The following is a 16,030-nucleotide window of genomic DNA, read 5'->3' as shown; positions in this document are numbered from 1 at the left end:
GGGTATGAATTAAGTAGTTTGTTTAAAAAAAGGAGGGAATATGCGCATGTGGAAAAACGTGTTTGGTGTCTTACAGCGGATCGGTAAGGCCCTGATGTTACCGGTAGCGATTTTGCCGGCAGCGGGATTATTGCTTGCGTTCGGGACAGCGTTTCAAAACCCGAACTTAACACAATATTTACCGTTTCTGGAGAACGATTCGCTTGTCGTCATCTGGCGAGTCATGCAGGATGCGGGTGACATCATCTTTGCGAACCTCGGATTATTGTTCGCTGTAGGGGTCGCAATTGGCCTTGCGAACGGAGAAGGGGTCGCCGGCTTAGCAGCCATCGTTGGTTTCCTGATCATGAACAAGGTCATCAGTTCATTCTTGCAGATTACACCAGAAAAAATCACAGAAGCACAAAAGGCGAGTGATTTGTCGTATGCGACGGTCCTTGGGATACCGACCTTGCAAATGGGGGTATTCGGGGGGATCATTGCCGGTTTGATAGCAGCGTACAGTTATAATAAATTCTTTAAAATCAAACTGCCTGATTTCCTTGGATTCTTTGCAGGTAAACGTTTCGTTCCGATTGCGACCGCCTTGTTCAGTCTTGTCGCAGGTTTTGCTTTGTCATATATTTGGCCACCGATCGGAACAGGCATCAATACGTTCTCCAAAACAATCATCGAAGCGAACGAACCGTTGTCTGCCTTCATCTTTGGACTCGTCGAACGTTCATTGATTCCGTTCGGTCTTCACCATATTTGGTACTCAAGCTTTTGGTTCCAATTCGGTGAATATACGGATAAAGCAGGAACGATCATCAATGGGGACCAGCGAATCTTCTTTGCACAATTAAAGGACGGTGTACCGTTCACGGCAGGGACATATATGACTGGGAAATATCCATTCATGATGTTCGGTTTGCCAGCAGCCTGTCTTGCAATGTACCATACTGTCGCAAAAGATCGTCGAAAAGCTGTTGAAGGTCTTTACTTCTCAGCTGCATTGACGTCTTTCCTAACTGGGATCACGGAGCCAGTCGAGTTCTCATTCGTATTCGTTGCACCGCTTTTGTTCGCTGTGCACGCTGTTTTTGCAGGTCTATCGTTCATGATTATGGACTTGCTAAACGTTAAGATTGGGATGACGTTCTCCGGCGGATTAATTGACTACACGTTGTTCGGGATTTTACCGAATCGCACTTCGTGGTGGCTTGTCATTCCAGTCGGTCTCGTTTTCGCCGTCATTTATTACTTCGGTTTCCGTTTCGTCATCACGAAATTCGATCTGAAGATTCCAGGACGTGAAGCGATTAAAGAAGGTGCTGCGACATCGACGGCACAAGCAGGTGATCTTCCGTATGAAATCCTGCAAGCGTTTGGTGGTCCATCGAACATCAAGCACCTCGATGCCTGTATCACGCGTCTTCGGATTACCGTCAATGATAAATCAGGTGTCAACAAGGATCGCTTGAAAGAGCTCGGTGCTGCCGGTGTCCTTGAAGTCGGAGATAACGTCCAGGCAATCTTTGGACCGAAATCCGATGGGATCAAGTCAGAAATGGCAGATATCATGAAAGATCCAAATTACAAACCGAAAGAGACACCGGAAGCTGATCCGATTCCACAAGTTCCAACAGGAGATGAAGCGCGAACTTCTGGATCGGGTACAACCGATACGGGACCACTCGCTGGAGATCGTGGGGGTGCTTATGTGCCTGAAGATGGATACGTCGCACCACTGAGCGGTATCATTCGTTCTCTGGATGATGTACCGGATCAAGTATTCTCCGGTCGTATGATGGGTGACGGATATGCGATCGAACCGACGGAAGGATATGTCGTCTCTCCCGTCTCTGGTGAGATCACAACCTTCTTCCCAACAAAACACGCAATCGGTATTCTTGCAGATAACGGAGATGAGATCTTAATTCACATCGGTATTGATACAGTGTCACTTGAAGGAACAGGATTTGAGGCATTAGCGAAAGCTGGAGATCGTGTCGAACCGGGGACACCACTTCTCAATGTCGATCTCGAGCAAGTACGACCACTCGTGCCATCGTTACTGACACCGATCATCGTCACGAACATTGGCGATCGAAAAGTCGACGTCGATGTCGGACAGACGGTCGAAGCCGGAGAAGCGATTTCGTATCGTGTAGAGTAAAGGAAGAAAAGCGACGGATCGTCACGAACGATCCGTCTTTTTTATGTGAAAATATCATAAAGCACATTTGATAGTGAGATTTTGCACATATGATGATACAATGAGTTAGCTATTATAAGAGTTAGCTAATTTTTTAGAAATGAGGTGCGTCGATGTCTTCGACTACAACAAAAACGAATACGACACCTGTCGTCATCGGATTATTGATTGGGATTTTAGTCGCAGCGATGGATAACACGATCGTTGCGACGGCGATGCCGACGATCGTCAGTGAACTGAATGGGTTTGATCAGTACGCTTGGGTCACGTCGGCTTACATGATCGCAACCGTTGCCGGGATGCCGATTTTCGGTAAATTGAGCGACATGTATGGAAGAAAACGCTTCTTCCTCTTTGGGATGCTTATCTTCATGATAGGGAGTATCTTGTGTGGAATGGCAGACTCAATCATTGAATTATCTGCGTATCGTGCCTTGCAAGGGCTTGGTGGCGGTGCGTTGATGCCGATCGCCTTTACGATTATTTTTGATATCTTCCCACCGGAGAAACGTGGGAAAGTCAGTGGATTGTTCGGAGCGGTCTTCGGGATTTCGAGTATCTTCGGACCGTTGCTTGGTGCCGTATTGACGGATTCCCTCGACTGGCGCTGGGTATTTTATATCAACATCCCACTCGGATTGATTGCCCTTGGTCTCGTGACGGTCTTCTATCAGGAATCACCAGTTCACCGGACACAGAAAATCGACTACGTCGGTGCCTTCACGCTTGTTGCAGGATTGGTTTTATTCTTACTCGCGCTCGAAATGGGTGGGAAAGAGTATGCATGGTCCTCACCACAAATTCTTGGTCTGTTCGGAGCAGCACTCGTCGCGTTCGTTGCCTTCGCATTCGCTGAACGCCGTGCCGCGGATCCAGTTATTACATTCAGTCTGTTCCGTCGTCGTTTATTTGCGGCAACACAAGGCGTTGCGTTCTTTTATGGATTCGTCTTCATCTCGGCGAGTGTGTTCATTCCAATCTTCGTTCAAGGTGTCTTTGGTGGCAGTGCGACGAACTCCGGTCTGATCCTGATGCCGATGTTGATTGCCTCAGTCATCTCGGCGCAGCTCGGTGGCCAGTTGCCGAATAAGTTTGGTTTCCGAAATGTCATGATCGTCTCAGCTGTCTTTTTCCTACTCGGTGTCTATCTCCTCAGTACAATGACGCTTGAGACATCGCGTACAGCGGTAACGATCTATATGATCATTCTTGGGTTCGGTGTTGGCTTCAGCTTCTCGTTGTTGAACCTAGCAAGCATCAATGGGATCGAGATGCAACGTCGTGGTGCTGCGACGTCGATGGGATCGACATTCCGGACGATCGGGATGACTCTTGGTGTCACAGTCCTCGGAATCATTCAATCACGGACGTTCACATCGGCTGTAGCGGATCGATTGCCGCAAGGTGGAGCGCCGTCGGGTGGACAGTTCCCGACGGCAGCTGCCTTTGCGAAGATGCCACCAGAAGTCGCGGCAGCAATCAAGACGTCGCTTGCAGAATCCATCTCTACCGTCTATTTCTGGGCCTTGATTCCAGCAGTACTCGGTGTCATCTTTATCTTCTTAATGGGGAACGAGCGTCCGATTTTATCGGAACAAGCGACCCCAGAGAAGAAAAAACAAGCTCAATAATCAGGTTTCAACAACGCCTTCTTTCTTATTAAAAGAGGGCGTTGTTTTTTTGTTAATCGGCATAAAAAAAGACGAACCTGGATTACTCCAGATTCGTCTAACAGAAATTATTTTTTGATATCGAATGTCGTGCTGAGGAAGTCGACGACTTCTTCTGCTGTATCCATATCAAGCACTTGCTCGACGATTGCTTCACATTCTGACTTGTTGAGGCGTGTCATCAAGCTACGTGCGCGAAGGACAGATGAAGCAGACATCGAGAACTCATCAAGACCAAGCCCAAGAAGGATTGGGAGTGCCAATTCTTCTCCTGCCATCTCACCACACATGCCGACCCATTTGCCTGCTTTGTGTGCTTCTGTGATGACGTTGTTCAAGAGGTTCAAGATCGCAGGATTGAACGGTTGGTACAGGTACGATACTTTTTCGTTCATCCGGTCTGCCGCCATCGTGTATTGAATCAAATCGTTCGTTCCGACAGAGAAGAAGTCGACTTCTTTTGCGAACTGACGAGCCATGACCGCAGTTGCTGGGATCTCGACCATCATACCGACTTCGATGTCTTCTGATACAGTGACACCTTCACCTTGGAGATTTGCTTTCTCTTCAAGGAGAAGTGCTTTTGCAGAACGGAACTCTTCGATTGTTGCGATCATTGGGAACATGACAGCGAGTTTACCGTATGCACTTGCACGAAGAAGTGCGCGCAATTGTGTACGGAACAAGTCTGTTTGATCGAGACAGAGACGGATCGCACGGTAACCGAGGAACGGGTTCATCTCGTGTGGGAGATCAAGGTACGACAATTCTTTGTCGCCACCGATATCGAGCGTCCGAATGACGACTTTTTTATCGCCCATTGACTCGAGAACTGTTTTATATGCTGTGAACTGCTCGTCTTCCGTTGGGAATGTCTCTGCATCCATGTAGAGGAATTCTGTACGGTAGAGACCGACAGCTTCTGCTCCGTTTTCAAGCACGCCTTTGACATCGTTTGGTGTACCGATGTTTGCAGCGAGCTCGACGTGGTGACCGTCAGCCGTCATTGTTTTTTCGTTCTTGAGTTTTTTCCACTCTTCTTTTTGTGCGATGTATGCTGCACGTTTTGCTTCATACTCAGCGACTTGCTCTTCACTTGGGTTGACGATGACATCACCTTCCGCACCGTCAAGGATGAGAAGATCGCCGTGTTTAACGTCCGTCAAGACAACTTTTGTTCCGACGACTGCTGGGATTTCGAGTGAACGTGACATAATGGCAGAGTGCGATGTCCGGCCACCAATGTTCGTTGCGAAACCTTTAGCATACTTACGATTCAATTGTGCCGTATCTGAAGGAGTCAAGTCTTCCGCGATGATGATGACTTCTTCGTTAATTTGAGCTGGAGTGACGAACGTGATACCGAGAAGGTGAGCCATCGTCCGTTTCGTGACGTCGCGGACGTCCGCTGCACGTTCACGCATGTATTCGTTATCCATTGATTCGAAAATCATGACCATCATGTTCGCGACTTCATCGAGTGCTTTCGCAGCATTTGCTTGCTCGTCCTCGATTTTTGCGTTCACCTGACTAACGATTTCCGGATCTTCTAGGATTAGAAGGTGAGCCGAGAAGATCTCCGCTTTATCTGGACCTAATTCTTTTAAGGTATTTTCACGAATGACTTCGAGTTCCGTCTTCGATTTTGCGATCGCTGCTTGGAAACGTTCTTTTTCCGCAGCCGCATCCTCGATTTTGTGCGATGGAATCTCAAAGACCGGTGTTTCCATCACGAATGCCTTTGCAATCGCGATCCCTGCAGAAGCGCCAATTCCTTTGATGTGTTGTGCCATGTGCATTACCCTCTTTTCAGTAAGTTTTTTTAACGCGACGACTTCGTTTCTTAGCTATCTATAGATACCCATAAACGCCTCTCTCTTAACGAGCCTTCTGCGCACTCTCCCTTGAATGAAAACGTAGACATTTCCCGGAACAGCAAACGCATCGTTTCTTGAAGTGTCTCAATATTTCACCTGTTTAATCCTATCATATTGTGAAACGGGCAACAATTGTTTGAAACCAAGCATTTCGACAAATTGGCAAACAAGAATCATGTAAGCGTTTGCTGTTCGTTGAGAGGCTATCAGTTGGAAAATGACTGAAAACACTTCATACTAATAGGTATTAGATAAAGGGGGAATTTTTATGCAAACGAATCAACCCGTAGACGTACTGATCGTCGGGATATCAGGGAATCAACCGCTTGATGAACGATTACAAGCACTGTATGGTGACAAACTAGAAGAGTGGGTCCGTCAAGGTGATATCTCAACGAAACGGGGAGAACTTCGTCTGTTGCCGACGTTATCGGGAGACGTCGCACGTGTGCTGTTCGTCGGACTTGGGAAAGTCGATCAACTCTCGCAAGACAACTTGCGCCGTTTGCTCGGAAAAGCCGCACAACATGTCAAAGCACGCCGCTTAGAACAGGTGACAGTCGACGCGACGACGTTTCCAGGTCAACCGGTCGAACTGATTGCTGAGACATTCACCCTCGCTACATATGAGGTCAAACATTATAAAACATCTCCTTCTAAAGCATACACGCTTCATCTGACGGTCTTACCTTCTGAAGACGAGGCAGTGCGTCGCGGAAAAGCCTTAGGGGAAGCAACGAACTTGGCGCGACGTCTCGTAACGATGCCGGGAAATCTTTTGACGGCGCCAGCGCTTGCGGACGAAGCACGCTTCATCGCGGAGCGTCATGGACATGATCTCCGAATCATCGATAAGGAAGAGATGGAAGCACTTGGCATGGGTGCCTTGCTTGCCGTCAATCAAGGATCGGTCATTCCGCCGAAGTTGATCGTCCTTGAATACAAAGGCTCAGTAGAAGCACCGATTGCTGTCGTCGGAAAAGGTGTCACGTTCGATACAGGTGGTTATTCGATCAAACCAAAAGACGGGATCGTCGGGATGAAAGGAGATATGGGAGGCGCAGCAGCAGTTCTTGGTCTGTTTGAAGCACTCGGTCAACTCAAACCTGATGTTCACGTCATTGGCGTCATTCCGGCAACGGATAACATGATTTCTGGGGATGCTTTCAAACCGGATGATGTCATCACATCGATGGCAGGAAAAACGATTGAAGTCTTGAACACGGATGCAGAAGGACGACTTGTCCTCGCAGATGCAGTCACGTACGTGAAAGAGTACCAGCCGAAAGCCATCATCGACCTCGCAACATTGACAGGTGGTGTCCTTGTCGCCCTTGGAACAGAAATCACAGGTGCGTTGACGAATGATGCGTCACTTTACGAACGCTTTGAACAGGTGACGAAAGAGACGAACGAGATGGTTTGGCAAATGCCATATGTCGATGCGTTCATCAAACAAGTCCGCCGCTCAGATGTCGCAGATTTGAATAACTCACCGGGACGCATGGGACACATGATCTTCGGTGGTGCGTTCGTCGGGGAATTCGTCGGCGACACACCATGGTTGCACCTCGATATCGCGGGAACATCGGAACAGAATCAAGCGTCTGAGATTGGTCCAAAAGGAGCAACGGGTGTCATGGTTCGTAGTCTGTATCGATTCGTCGAGCAAGAAAAATGAGACGTTGGAATCTACTCGGCGTCTTGTTGACGATTCTTACCGTCGTCTGGTACTTGGATGCACGAGATCGTCTATCGCTCGGTCTTGCGACATTTATCGGTATCTTCACGGTCTTATCACTACTGCGTTCTTTCCGGGAGAAGACGAATGCACGTCATCGGGATTGATGCGGCAAAGGCAGGATGGGTCGTCGTCAGGTACGAAAATGAGACGTACTCAGGATCAATCGAACCGACGCTTGGACAGGTCCCGCCAGCCGACCGAATTTGGATCGATATGCCGATCGGTTTGATGGAAGGACGACGCGAAACAGATCAGCTGTTGCGACAGGAACTGCGCCCCGGACGAACGAGTAGTGTCTTTAATGCACCATTTCTCAGTGCGTTGACAACATCAAGTTATATGGAAGCAAATGATTTAGCGAAACAACATGCTGGTATCGGACTTTCGAAACAAGCGTGGTATCTATTGCCGAAAATCCGAGAAGTCCGTCATGCGTATCGATCTGAAATGATCGAATCACATCCGGAAGTCTGCTTTGCACGCCTCGCCGGTCATCCGGCACGTTTTTCCAAGAAAACAAAGGAAGGCATCGCGGAACGAATCGAATTACTTGAACAATACGATTGTCCCCCGTTATGGGAACAGCGTCAGCCGAACGTCGCGATTGATGATTGGCTTGATGCTTGTCTGCTTGCGACCGGTGCACGTTTTCCATGCGATTACTTTCCAGCAAGTCAACCAGTGGACACGGAAGGGTATCCTTTATATGCCGCTGTACCCAAAAAATCACCCTCACCGAAATGGTGTGGGTGATCCTTTCACGAAGTCCCAGATGTAATGGAAAATTTGTGCATTGTAGAGTGCTTTTAAGATGACGGCAATCAATGGTCCAAGGATTAACCCGAAGACGCCGAAGAATTTGATACCGACGAACAACGCAATCAATGCCGTAATCGGTTGAATGCCGATGTTATCGCCGACGATCTTCGGTTCCATGATGTTGCGCTGGAGAATGACGATGGCGTACAAAATGCCAAGTCCAATCGCAAGCGTCGTATCTCCAGTAATCACCGAGTAGGCGATCCAAGGCAGGAAGACGGAACCAGTACCGAGATACGGTAAGATGTCGAAGAAGGCAGCGATGAAAGCAACTGCGAATGGATGATCGACACCAATGATGAACAAACCAATCAAGACGATGAAAAACGTGATCGTGATCAACGTGAGCTGCGCTTTAAGATAGCCGAATAAGGCAGATCGTAAGCTCAAGAAGACCGACTCGACACGAGCGAACCAAGGAAGCATCTCGTAGCGCTTCAATCGCATTTCGTACTGGTGCCAATCCTTTGCGATAAAGAACCAAGCGAGTAAGACGATGACGAAAATCAACGCAATCGATGGCAAAGTCGCAAGAACAGATTGAAGCATCATCGCAACACTTTTTGAGCCTTCTCCAATCGCACTCGCAAGCGAACTACCGAGCGATTGAATACTGTTTTGGACCGTATTTTGTTGGGATGGTTCTAATGAACGTAATGCTTCGGACGCATCGTTCCAAATCGGTGCCAGTTTTTCGTTGTATAGCTTTTGAAAATACAGACTCAACTCCTGGATTTGTGCCGGTAATTGATTGGCGACAAATACGAGACCGCGAATCAACTGCATGATGATCAAGGCAAGCGAACCGATCAATAAACCACTGATCAAAATGATGGACAACAACGCACCCCATCCACGATTGATCCGTAATCGCTTTTGAAAGAAATCGACGAGCGGACGGCTGAAAAGAGCAAGCAGAAACGCAAAGACAAACGGGTACAAAATGGACGAGAGGCGGATGAGTAACCATCCAACAGCTACGAAGGCGAAGATCACCGTCAAGAACCGGGCCATTTGCCAAAGACGTTCAGTCGACACAAGCAACACCTCTTACTGGATTATGTAGAATTGATATCATCATATCATGTTTAGGTAGGGAACGAGTCATTCAAAAGGAGGAGAAAGCGATGCGTAAAAGAGAAATCGGATTATTTGCTGCATTGATTGCTGCGACATCCGTTGGAATCCGAGAATGGAAGAAAAATCAGGCGTTTGCCAAACGTGTCAAACAAGAGACGGAGGCGCAAGTACGTCAAGCAATCATGGAGGATCAGACAGATGGAACAGATGAAGATACTGCAACAAAAGGTTGATGCGACGATTCGTTCACTCGGAGGTTATTTTCGACCGCTATCTGGTCTCGCACGCTTGACAGAAGAAATCGGTGAAGTCGGCGAAGCACTCGAACAAAGAGATCAAGAAGCTCTTCGTTCAGAACTTGTCGACGTTTTGATGATCTCGACGTGTCTTGCCAATCAATACGTGACGGATCTTGCGGTGCAACATGAGACACTCGGAACGGTAAACGATGATCAGGATGGTTCCTTTTATCGACTTGTGCATGAAGCTGGTCAAGTCGCACGCGTCATGAATGGATACGAAGGGGATAAACCGCCTAAAGCGAAGGATACAATTGTTCCAATCGGTCATTCTATCGCACGTCTGCAACGGGAATTATTTCGTTTAGCACGACCACTTCAACTCGATTTACTGTCGGAAATCGATCGGACGAATGAAAAGAATCTCAAGCGGGATAAAACACGCTTTGCCTTGACACGTGATCCCATTACCGAAAAAACGATTGATCACTTCCGGAGTGCGACAGGAAGTGAGGCACGTCTCTGGGGAGCCCCTGCGTACGAAGAGGATCAAACGCTAAAGGAGAATATGGAGACGGCACTCCCTTCGCTCCGGCGTTTCCTACGTTGTGCAACGATTGAAGGAATCGAGGCGTTCGTCTTCGAAGCACCGATGGAACGCTCGCGTAGTCTAGTTGAAGTCAAAGAGCTGGCGGATGAAATGGGACGTTTGATCAAGGAACGGACACCGCTTGACTTTAAGGACTCACCGTATCGGTTGGAAGTCTTTGCGCCACAACTCGGTCCAGTCTCGCCGTATCATGCGGAAGACGACTATTGGATGTTTCTTGTTTTCTATGTCGATTAAAAATAAGCCGCCTGCTCGTTTGAGCAAGCGGCTTATTTTTAGTGTGAATGAGACGATGTTGTCTCATCCTGAGTCTGCCATTTTTTCATGAAGCGCTGAATGCGCGCGATGGCTTCTTGCAGTTGTTCGATTGAACTCGCGTAACTTGCTCGGACATAGCCTTCACCGCTTGCTCCGAAGACGGATCCTGGAACGACGGCGACGCGCTCAGCGAGCAACAATTGCTCGGCGAACTGCTCACTCGTCAGCCCGGTATGACCAATGTACGGAAAAGCATAAAAGGCACCGCCTGGTAAGTGCGTCGGGAGACCCGCATCGTTTAACGCCTTGACGAAGTAATTCCGGCGTTGGCGATAACTTGTCACCATATCAGGGACCGTCTTATGACGAGAACGGAGCGCTTCAATTCCTGCAAACTGGACGAGTGTTGGTGCACACATCATTCCATATTGGTGGACCTTCAGCATCGATTGCGTGATCGCAGGTGGTGCGCAAGTGAAGCCAAGCCGCCAGCCCGTCATCGCGAAGGCTTTCGAGAAACCATTGATGATGATTGTCCGCTCCCGCATACCAGGAAGGGTCGCAAAACAAATCGCTTCCGTTTCGTAGGATAGCTCCGCATAGATTTCATCACTGATGACATATAAATCATGCTTTTGAACAAGTAACGCGAGGTCCGCTAATTGATCGCGTGTCATCGTCGAGCCTGTCGGATTCGATGGGAAACAGAAAATGATTGCTTTCGTTTTGTCCGTCAGCAACTGTTCGATCGTTTCCGGTTGAATCGCAAAACCGTCTTCTGCGTGACATGCAGCGGCGACAGGAATTCCTCCAGCAAGTTCGATCAAAGGGGCATATGAAACGAACGCCGGTTCAACGACGATGACTTCATCTCCCGGATTGATCAAACTACGAAACGCAAGGTCAAGTCCTTCCGAAGCTCCGGTCGTGACGATGATCTCTTCCGTCGTCGAATAGGAGATGGCGAACTTTTCTTGCATGTAAAGCGCGATTTCCTGACGTAACTCGAGTAAACCGGCGTTAGCACTGTATGCGGTGTAGCCCTGTTCAAGTGCTGCAAAGCTTGCTTCTCGGACGTTCCATGGCGTGACGAAATCGGGTTCACCGACACCAAGTGAGATGACATCTTCCATCGATCCGGCTAAATCAAAGAAACGACGAATGCCGGATGGGGCTAGCTGTTCGACACGTGTTGATAAAGATTTCATGGAGACACCTTCAATCGTTTGTCGTCATCATCCTGACTGAAGAGAACGCCATCGTGCTTATACGTCTTTAAGCGGAAATGGGTCGTCGTCGAGATGACGGAGTCGAGTGTTGATAATTTTTCAGAAACGAATTGAGACACTTCTTGTAGCGATTTGCCATCAAGTACGACTTGTAAGTCATATGCGCCTGACATCAGATACAGGGACGTCACTTCCGGGAAACGATGGATCCGCTCTGCGACTTCATCAAAGCCGCGTCCCCGTTTTGGTGTGACTTTGACATCGATGAAAGCTGTCACGCCGTGATGGGCATGAATCTTTTGCCAGTCAATGACGGCGGTATAGCCGAGTAGGACACCGTCACGTTTGAATGTTTCGATCGAAGCTGCTACTTCTGACGCTTCCCAATCGAGCATCTGCGCAAGTAAGTTTACGTCCATCGGACCATTTTGTGTTAATAGTGCTAATAATTCGAGTTGTTTTTCGGTGTACATGGAATCACTCACTTTCTGTCAATTGACCATTGAAGGTACGGCGTGTCTGTCGCAATCGTGCGCGTCGTTCTTCCTGAACAATATGGAAGTTCTTCATTTCACGTGTCGGAAGTTGATGTTTTTCGACCAGGCGGTCAAAATAGACGCGTCGCGTTGCGTCTTGTCGTGCCGACTCATGATTGCCGGACGGGTTGAAGGCGTACAGGACGGTTGCTCGTGCCGGATGTAACACTAAATGATCCTTACCGACGCGTAAAATCCAGTCCCAGTCCCAGTAGTTGAAGACGTCTTCATCAAACAGACCGAGTTGATCGTGGAGCGATTTACGGTAGAGCGATCCGGACGGAATGTACGTCGAGTCTTCTCGGATCGTCTCCGGATCATACGGGTACGCGAACGGTTCGGAATGGAGTGCAATCCGGTGACCGTCTTCCCAGCGATACGTAAAGAGCTCCGCGTCCGTATACGTTAGATCCGCGCCGGCTTCGAGATCACCGACTGCCTCTTCGAGATGACTCGGTAATAAGAGGTCATCGTCATCATGAAGTAAGATATACCGACCGGAAGCGAGCATGACACCGTGATTTCGAGCACGGACGTGATGATTTTCAGGTAACTCGACATATGTGATCTGCAGGCGATCCTGATAGGCAGAGGTCACTGCTGAGACATCGTCGCCATTATTGTTTAGGACGATGACATCGAAGTCCTGATAGTGTTGACGTGTCAACGCTTCTAGCGCTTCTGCTAGTTCGCGAGGACGATTGTATGTCGGGATGATGATGGATACGGTTGGCATCAGCGATCGCTCCTTGAACAAAGACACCTGTTCAGGAACAGGTGTCTTCTTGTTTTTTTACATGTTTGCTTCGATACGTGGTAGCAGCTCATTCCATTCTGCTTCTGGTTCTTTCGTGACCGTCACGAAGTCGCCGTAAGCGAATAGATTATCGATGCCGTCGATCGCGATCAAAGATGCGAGCAACGTATCTTCCGGTGTATCTTCTTTTTTGACACTCGTACTTTTCGCACCGAAGCGCTGTTCCTCGAGCGTGATTTTGACGGAATTCGGGTTTGGTGTGTAATCGACTTGCATAGGTAAGCTCCTTTCAACGTACATACGTATATGCCATATGTCATCTTTTCGTGATAGTTGGATTCAATCCTTCTTCCTCCAAACGGAAGATCGATACGTTCAGTATATCAGAAAATTCGAAGAGATTATTTTTCTTCTGATAGGAGAAATGACTCATCTTTATTTTAAGGGTTCGCGTGAACTTATAATATGTTTTACTCGCTATCTCAATATATCTCAAAAGGCGTCATGATGCCTTTTTCAAATTGTTTGACCTGAATTTCAAAGCAAGGGGTTATTTTTTTAGATTTCAGTGATAACCTATATCTTGTACATTAACAGGTTTAAAAACGTCTAAAACGTCTATATATAGAGTGATACTTGTAGAGTTCTTTCTATATGTAGGACGTCTTTTTTTAGTTTAGCGTATTTCATCGTGTAATGCGAACCTGTTTAACGATAGAGAATGGGAGTGGTTCATAGTGGCATCTCCACTGAATACAGCACGCATCTTTAAGGGTGCAATGACAATAGAAGACGTATATGTCGTGATTCGACAAGCGACGGAAACGTATCCGGAACTTGATATCGACCGCTATACAGAACGTGCCATCCGAGCGCTTGAAGGGAAGTCCTTACAAGCAGATCAAGTCTATGAACTGTTAACGATGCATGCACTCGATATGTTGAAGGCAGAAGAGCCGAACTGGACATTCGTAGCGACAGCGACTTACTTAAATCGGTTATATCTAGAAGCGGGTGAAAACCGCGGATATGCAGCGGAAGAACGATATGGTTCGCTGTATACATTGATTGAAAAGCTGACAGAAATCGGTATCTTCACGAAACATTTACTGGATGCGTATTCGAAAGAAGACATCAACGAACTGTCGGCAACGATTGATCCTTCCCGCGACCACCTGTTCACATACATTGGCCTTCGGACACTGGCAGACCGGTATCTTGCACGTGATCACGTCAAAAATTTGTACGAGCTACCGCAGGAACGATTCATGGTCATCGCGATGACGCTGATGCAGAACGAACCGAAGGAACGTCGTTTAGAACTCGTCAAAGAAGCCTACTGGGCATTGTCGAACCTCTACATGACGGTCGCGACACCGACGCTTTCGAACGCCGGTAAATCATATGGTCAACTCTCATCATGCTTCATCGATACAGTCGATGATTCGCTACGCGGCATCTATGACTCGAACACGGATGTAGCGACACTTTCTAAGGGTGGCGGCGGAATCGGTGTCTACATGGGGAAAATTCGCTCACGTGGATCAGACATCAAAGGCTTTAAAGGTGTTTCAAGTGGTGTCATCCCATGGATGAAACAATTGAACAATACGGCAGTCAGCGTCGATCAGCTCGGTATGCGCCAAGGATCAATCGCCGTGTATCTTGACATCTGGCATAAGGACATCCTCGAGTTCTTAGATGCGAAGCTCAACAATGGGGACGAGCGACTTCGGACACATGACTTGTTCACGGGCGTTAACTTACCAGACCGCTTCATGCGTGCCGTAGAAGCACGAGAAGACTGGCACCTGTTTGACCCACACGAAATTCGGACGATTATGGGCTTCAGCCTTGAAGATTATTTCGATGAGACAGAACAAGGCGGTAGCTTCACGGAACGATACGAAGCATGTGTCAACGAACCGCGTCTCAGCAAAAAAACAGTCCCAGCGATTGATCTCGTCAAACGCTACATGCGTTCGCAACTTGAGACAGGGACGCCATACATGTTCTTCCGTGACGCCGTTAACCGTGCGAATCCGAATAAACATGCAGGCATGATCTATTCATCAAACCTGTGCTCGGAAATCATGCAAAACATGAGTCCGACGACCGTGACAGAAGAATATACAGAAGACGGTAAAATCATCGTCACGAAGACACCAGGTGACTTCGTCGTCTGTAACTTATCATCGATTGCGCTTGCACGTGCGGTTCGTTCAGATGTTCTCGAACGATTGATTCCGATTCAAATGCGGATGCTTGATAACGTCATCGACTTGAATACGATCGATGTTCCGCAAGCACAATTGACGAATCAAAAATACCGTGCCGTTGGTCTTGGAACATTCGGTTGGCATCATCTGCTCGCGCTCGAAGGTATCCGTTGGGAATCGGTCGAAGCGGTGCAATACGCAGACCGTCTCTACGAGAAAATCGCTTACTTGACGATCGATGCGTCGATGCAACTTGCGAAAGAGAAAGGCGCGTACCGTCTCTTTGAAGGTTCAGAATGGCAAACAGGAGAGTACATCAAACGTCGCCACTACAAAACGACGGATGAACTCGATTGGGATCGTCTCCAAGCCGACATCACGGCGCACGGGATGCGGAACGCTTACTTGATGGCAGTCGCACCGAACTCATCGACGGCGATCATTGCGGGAAGTACGGCATCGATTGATCCAATCTATAAAAAAGTCTACTCAGAAGAGAAGAAAAACTATAAGATCCCAGTTACCGTTCCGGATTTAACACCGGAAACGAACTGGTTCTATAAATCAGCGTTTGAGATTGACCAGTTATGGAGCATTCGTCAAAATGCTTCGCGTCAGCGTCACATCGACCAAGCGATCAGCTTTAACCTGTACGTTAAAAATAACGTCAAAGCAAAAGAATTACTCGAGATGCACATGGAAGCATGGCAACTTGGGATGAAGACGATCTACTACACGCGTTCGACGACGGTTGAGATCGACGAATGTGAATCGTGTTCATCATAAGATAAGGAG

Annotated in this window: 14 protein-coding genes; 8 read left to right on the top strand and 6 right to left on the bottom strand. The window is 47.9% G+C overall.

Annotation, left to right across the window (positions count from 1 at the left end; all coding sequences use genetic code 11):
• Window positions 1-46 precede the first annotated feature (46 nt).
• Together ptsG and VJ374_RS12395 are read left to right on the top strand one after the other, a co-directional pair.
• Entirely contained in the window at window positions 47-2,158 is a 2,112-nt protein-coding gene (gene ptsG / locus VJ374_RS12400; protein WP_308101865.1) for a glucose-specific PTS transporter subunit IIBC, read from the top strand.
• A 152-nt stretch (window positions 2,159-2,310) separates the two neighbouring features.
• A complete protein-coding gene (locus VJ374_RS12395; RefSeq protein WP_329468908.1) occupies window positions 2,311-3,828 on the top strand; it encodes an MDR family MFS transporter in 1,518 nt (505 codons plus the stop codon).
• A 107-nt stretch (window positions 3,829-3,935) separates the two neighbouring features.
• On the opposite strand, the gene ptsP is transcribed toward VJ374_RS12395, so the two are convergent.
• Window positions 3,936-5,660 (bottom strand): phosphoenolpyruvate--protein phosphotransferase, encoded by a 1,725-nt coding sequence (ptsP, locus tag VJ374_RS12390; RefSeq protein WP_329468907.1) that lies wholly within the window; start codon window positions 5,658-5,660, stop codon window positions 3,936-3,938.
• A 352-nt stretch (window positions 5,661-6,012) separates the two neighbouring features.
• On the opposite strand from ptsP, the gene VJ374_RS12385 reads away from it, so the two are divergent.
• From VJ374_RS12385 to VJ374_RS12375, 3 genes are read left to right on the top strand one after another with little or no spacing between them, the layout of a single operon-like run.
• Window positions 6,013-7,425, top strand: a complete 1,413-nt coding sequence (locus tag VJ374_RS12385) for a leucyl aminopeptidase (protein WP_035406065.1) — start codon at window positions 6,013-6,015, stop codon at window positions 7,423-7,425.
• On the top strand, window positions 7,422-7,592 hold the full coding sequence (locus VJ374_RS12380) for a hypothetical protein (RefSeq protein WP_156358998.1): 171 nt from the start codon (window positions 7,422-7,424) through the stop codon (window positions 7,590-7,592). Before VJ374_RS12385 ends, VJ374_RS12380 begins: the two co-directional genes overlap by 4 nt.
• Complete coding sequence (locus VJ374_RS12375; protein ID WP_329468902.1) at window positions 7,573-8,241, top strand: DUF429 domain-containing protein; 669 nt, start codon at window positions 7,573-7,575, stop codon at window positions 8,239-8,241. Before VJ374_RS12380 ends, VJ374_RS12375 begins: the two co-directional genes overlap by 20 nt.
• On the opposite strand, the gene ytvI is transcribed toward VJ374_RS12375, so the two are convergent.
• On the bottom strand, window positions 8,221-9,345 hold the full coding sequence (ytvI, locus tag VJ374_RS12370; protein WP_056062778.1) for a sporulation integral membrane protein YtvI: 1,125 nt from the start codon (window positions 9,343-9,345) through the stop codon (window positions 8,221-8,223). The genes VJ374_RS12375 and ytvI overlap by 21 nt on opposite strands.
• An 89-nt stretch (window positions 9,346-9,434) precedes the next feature.
• Between ytvI and VJ374_RS12365 the strand changes: the two genes are divergently transcribed.
• Both VJ374_RS12365 and VJ374_RS12360 read left to right on the top strand, forming a co-directional pair.
• The gene (locus VJ374_RS12365; protein WP_035406076.1) at window positions 9,435-9,620 is read left to right on the top strand and encodes a hypothetical protein; all 186 of its coding nucleotides are present in this window, start codon (window positions 9,435-9,437) and stop codon (window positions 9,618-9,620) included.
• A complete protein-coding gene (locus VJ374_RS12360) occupies window positions 9,586-10,473 on the top strand; it encodes a MazG nucleotide pyrophosphohydrolase domain-containing protein (RefSeq protein ID WP_329468899.1) in 888 nt (295 codons plus the stop codon). The genes VJ374_RS12365 and VJ374_RS12360 overlap by 35 nt, the downstream gene beginning before the upstream one ends.
• Before the next feature lie 38 nt (window positions 10,474-10,511).
• Here VJ374_RS12360 and VJ374_RS12355 read toward each other — a convergent pair whose 3' ends face one another.
• From VJ374_RS12355 to VJ374_RS12340, 4 genes are read right to left on the bottom strand one after another with little or no spacing between them, the layout of a single operon-like run.
• Window positions 10,512-11,702, bottom strand: a complete 1,191-nt coding sequence (locus tag VJ374_RS12355) for an aminotransferase (RefSeq protein ID WP_035406082.1) — start codon at window positions 11,700-11,702, stop codon at window positions 10,512-10,514.
• A complete protein-coding gene (locus VJ374_RS12350) occupies window positions 11,699-12,196 on the bottom strand; it encodes an Lrp/AsnC family transcriptional regulator (RefSeq protein ID WP_035406085.1) in 498 nt (165 codons plus the stop codon). Before VJ374_RS12350 ends, VJ374_RS12355 begins: the two co-directional genes overlap by 4 nt.
• Window positions 12,197-12,200: 4 nt before the next feature.
• A complete protein-coding gene (locus VJ374_RS12345; protein WP_035406088.1) occupies window positions 12,201-12,995 on the bottom strand; it encodes a glycosyltransferase family 2 protein in 795 nt (264 codons plus the stop codon).
• A gap of 57 nt (window positions 12,996-13,052) precedes the next feature.
• Window positions 13,053-13,292, bottom strand: coding sequence for a NifU N-terminal domain-containing protein (locus VJ374_RS12340; RefSeq protein WP_035406091.1), 240 nt, complete (start codon window positions 13,290-13,292; stop codon window positions 13,053-13,055).
• Between the two features lie 461 nt (window positions 13,293-13,753).
• Here VJ374_RS12340 and VJ374_RS12335 point away from each other — a divergent pair, with 461 nt between their 5' ends.
• Window positions 13,754-16,021, top strand: coding sequence for a ribonucleoside-diphosphate reductase subunit alpha (locus VJ374_RS12335; protein ID WP_056062774.1), 2,268 nt, complete (start codon window positions 13,754-13,756; stop codon window positions 16,019-16,021).
• Window positions 16,022-16,030: the final 9 nt, after the last annotated feature.

It is taken from the genome of Exiguobacterium sp. 9-2 (assembly GCF_036287235.1).
Lineage (GTDB): Bacteria > Bacillota > Bacilli > Exiguobacteriales > Exiguobacteriaceae > Exiguobacterium_A.
The sequence above is the reverse complement of the archived record's forward strand: the minus strand, read 5'-3'. Positions and strand labels throughout refer to the sequence as shown.

Bases quoted from the DNA above. Each gene is read 5' to 3' on its own strand.
- VJ374_RS12355 (WP_035406082.1), bottom strand. From the start codon at position 11,702: ATGAAATCTTTATCAACACGTGTCGAACAGCTAGCCCCATCCGGCATT.
- ptsG (WP_308101865.1), top strand. From the start codon at position 47: ATGTGGAAAAACGTGTTTGGTGTCTTACAGCGGATCGGTAAGGCCCTG.
- VJ374_RS12340 (WP_035406091.1), bottom strand. From the start codon at position 13,292: ATGCAAGTCGATTACACACCAAACCCGAATTCCGTCAAAATCACGCTC.
- VJ374_RS12375 (WP_329468902.1), top strand. From the start codon at position 7,573: ATGCACGTCATCGGGATTGATGCGGCAAAGGCAGGATGGGTCGTCGTC.
- VJ374_RS12395 (WP_329468908.1), top strand. From the start codon at position 2,311: ATGTCTTCGACTACAACAAAAACGAATACGACACCTGTCGTCATCGGA.
- VJ374_RS12360 (WP_329468899.1), top strand. From the start codon at position 9,586: ATGGAACAGATGAAGATACTGCAACAAAAGGTTGATGCGACGATTCGT.
- VJ374_RS12350 (WP_035406085.1), bottom strand. From the start codon at position 12,196: ATGTACACCGAAAAACAACTCGAATTATTAGCACTATTAACACAAAAT.
- VJ374_RS12385 (WP_035406065.1), top strand. From the start codon at position 6,013: ATGCAAACGAATCAACCCGTAGACGTACTGATCGTCGGGATATCAGGG.
- VJ374_RS12380 (WP_156358998.1), top strand. From the start codon at position 7,422: ATGAGACGTTGGAATCTACTCGGCGTCTTGTTGACGATTCTTACCGTC.
- VJ374_RS12345 (WP_035406088.1), bottom strand. From the start codon at position 12,995: ATGCCAACCGTATCCATCATCATCCCGACATACAATCGTCCTCGCGAA.
- ptsP (WP_329468907.1), bottom strand. From the start codon at position 5,660: ATGGCACAACACATCAAAGGAATTGGCGCTTCTGCAGGGATCGCGATT.
- VJ374_RS12365 (WP_035406076.1), top strand. From the start codon at position 9,435: ATGCGTAAAAGAGAAATCGGATTATTTGCTGCATTGATTGCTGCGACA.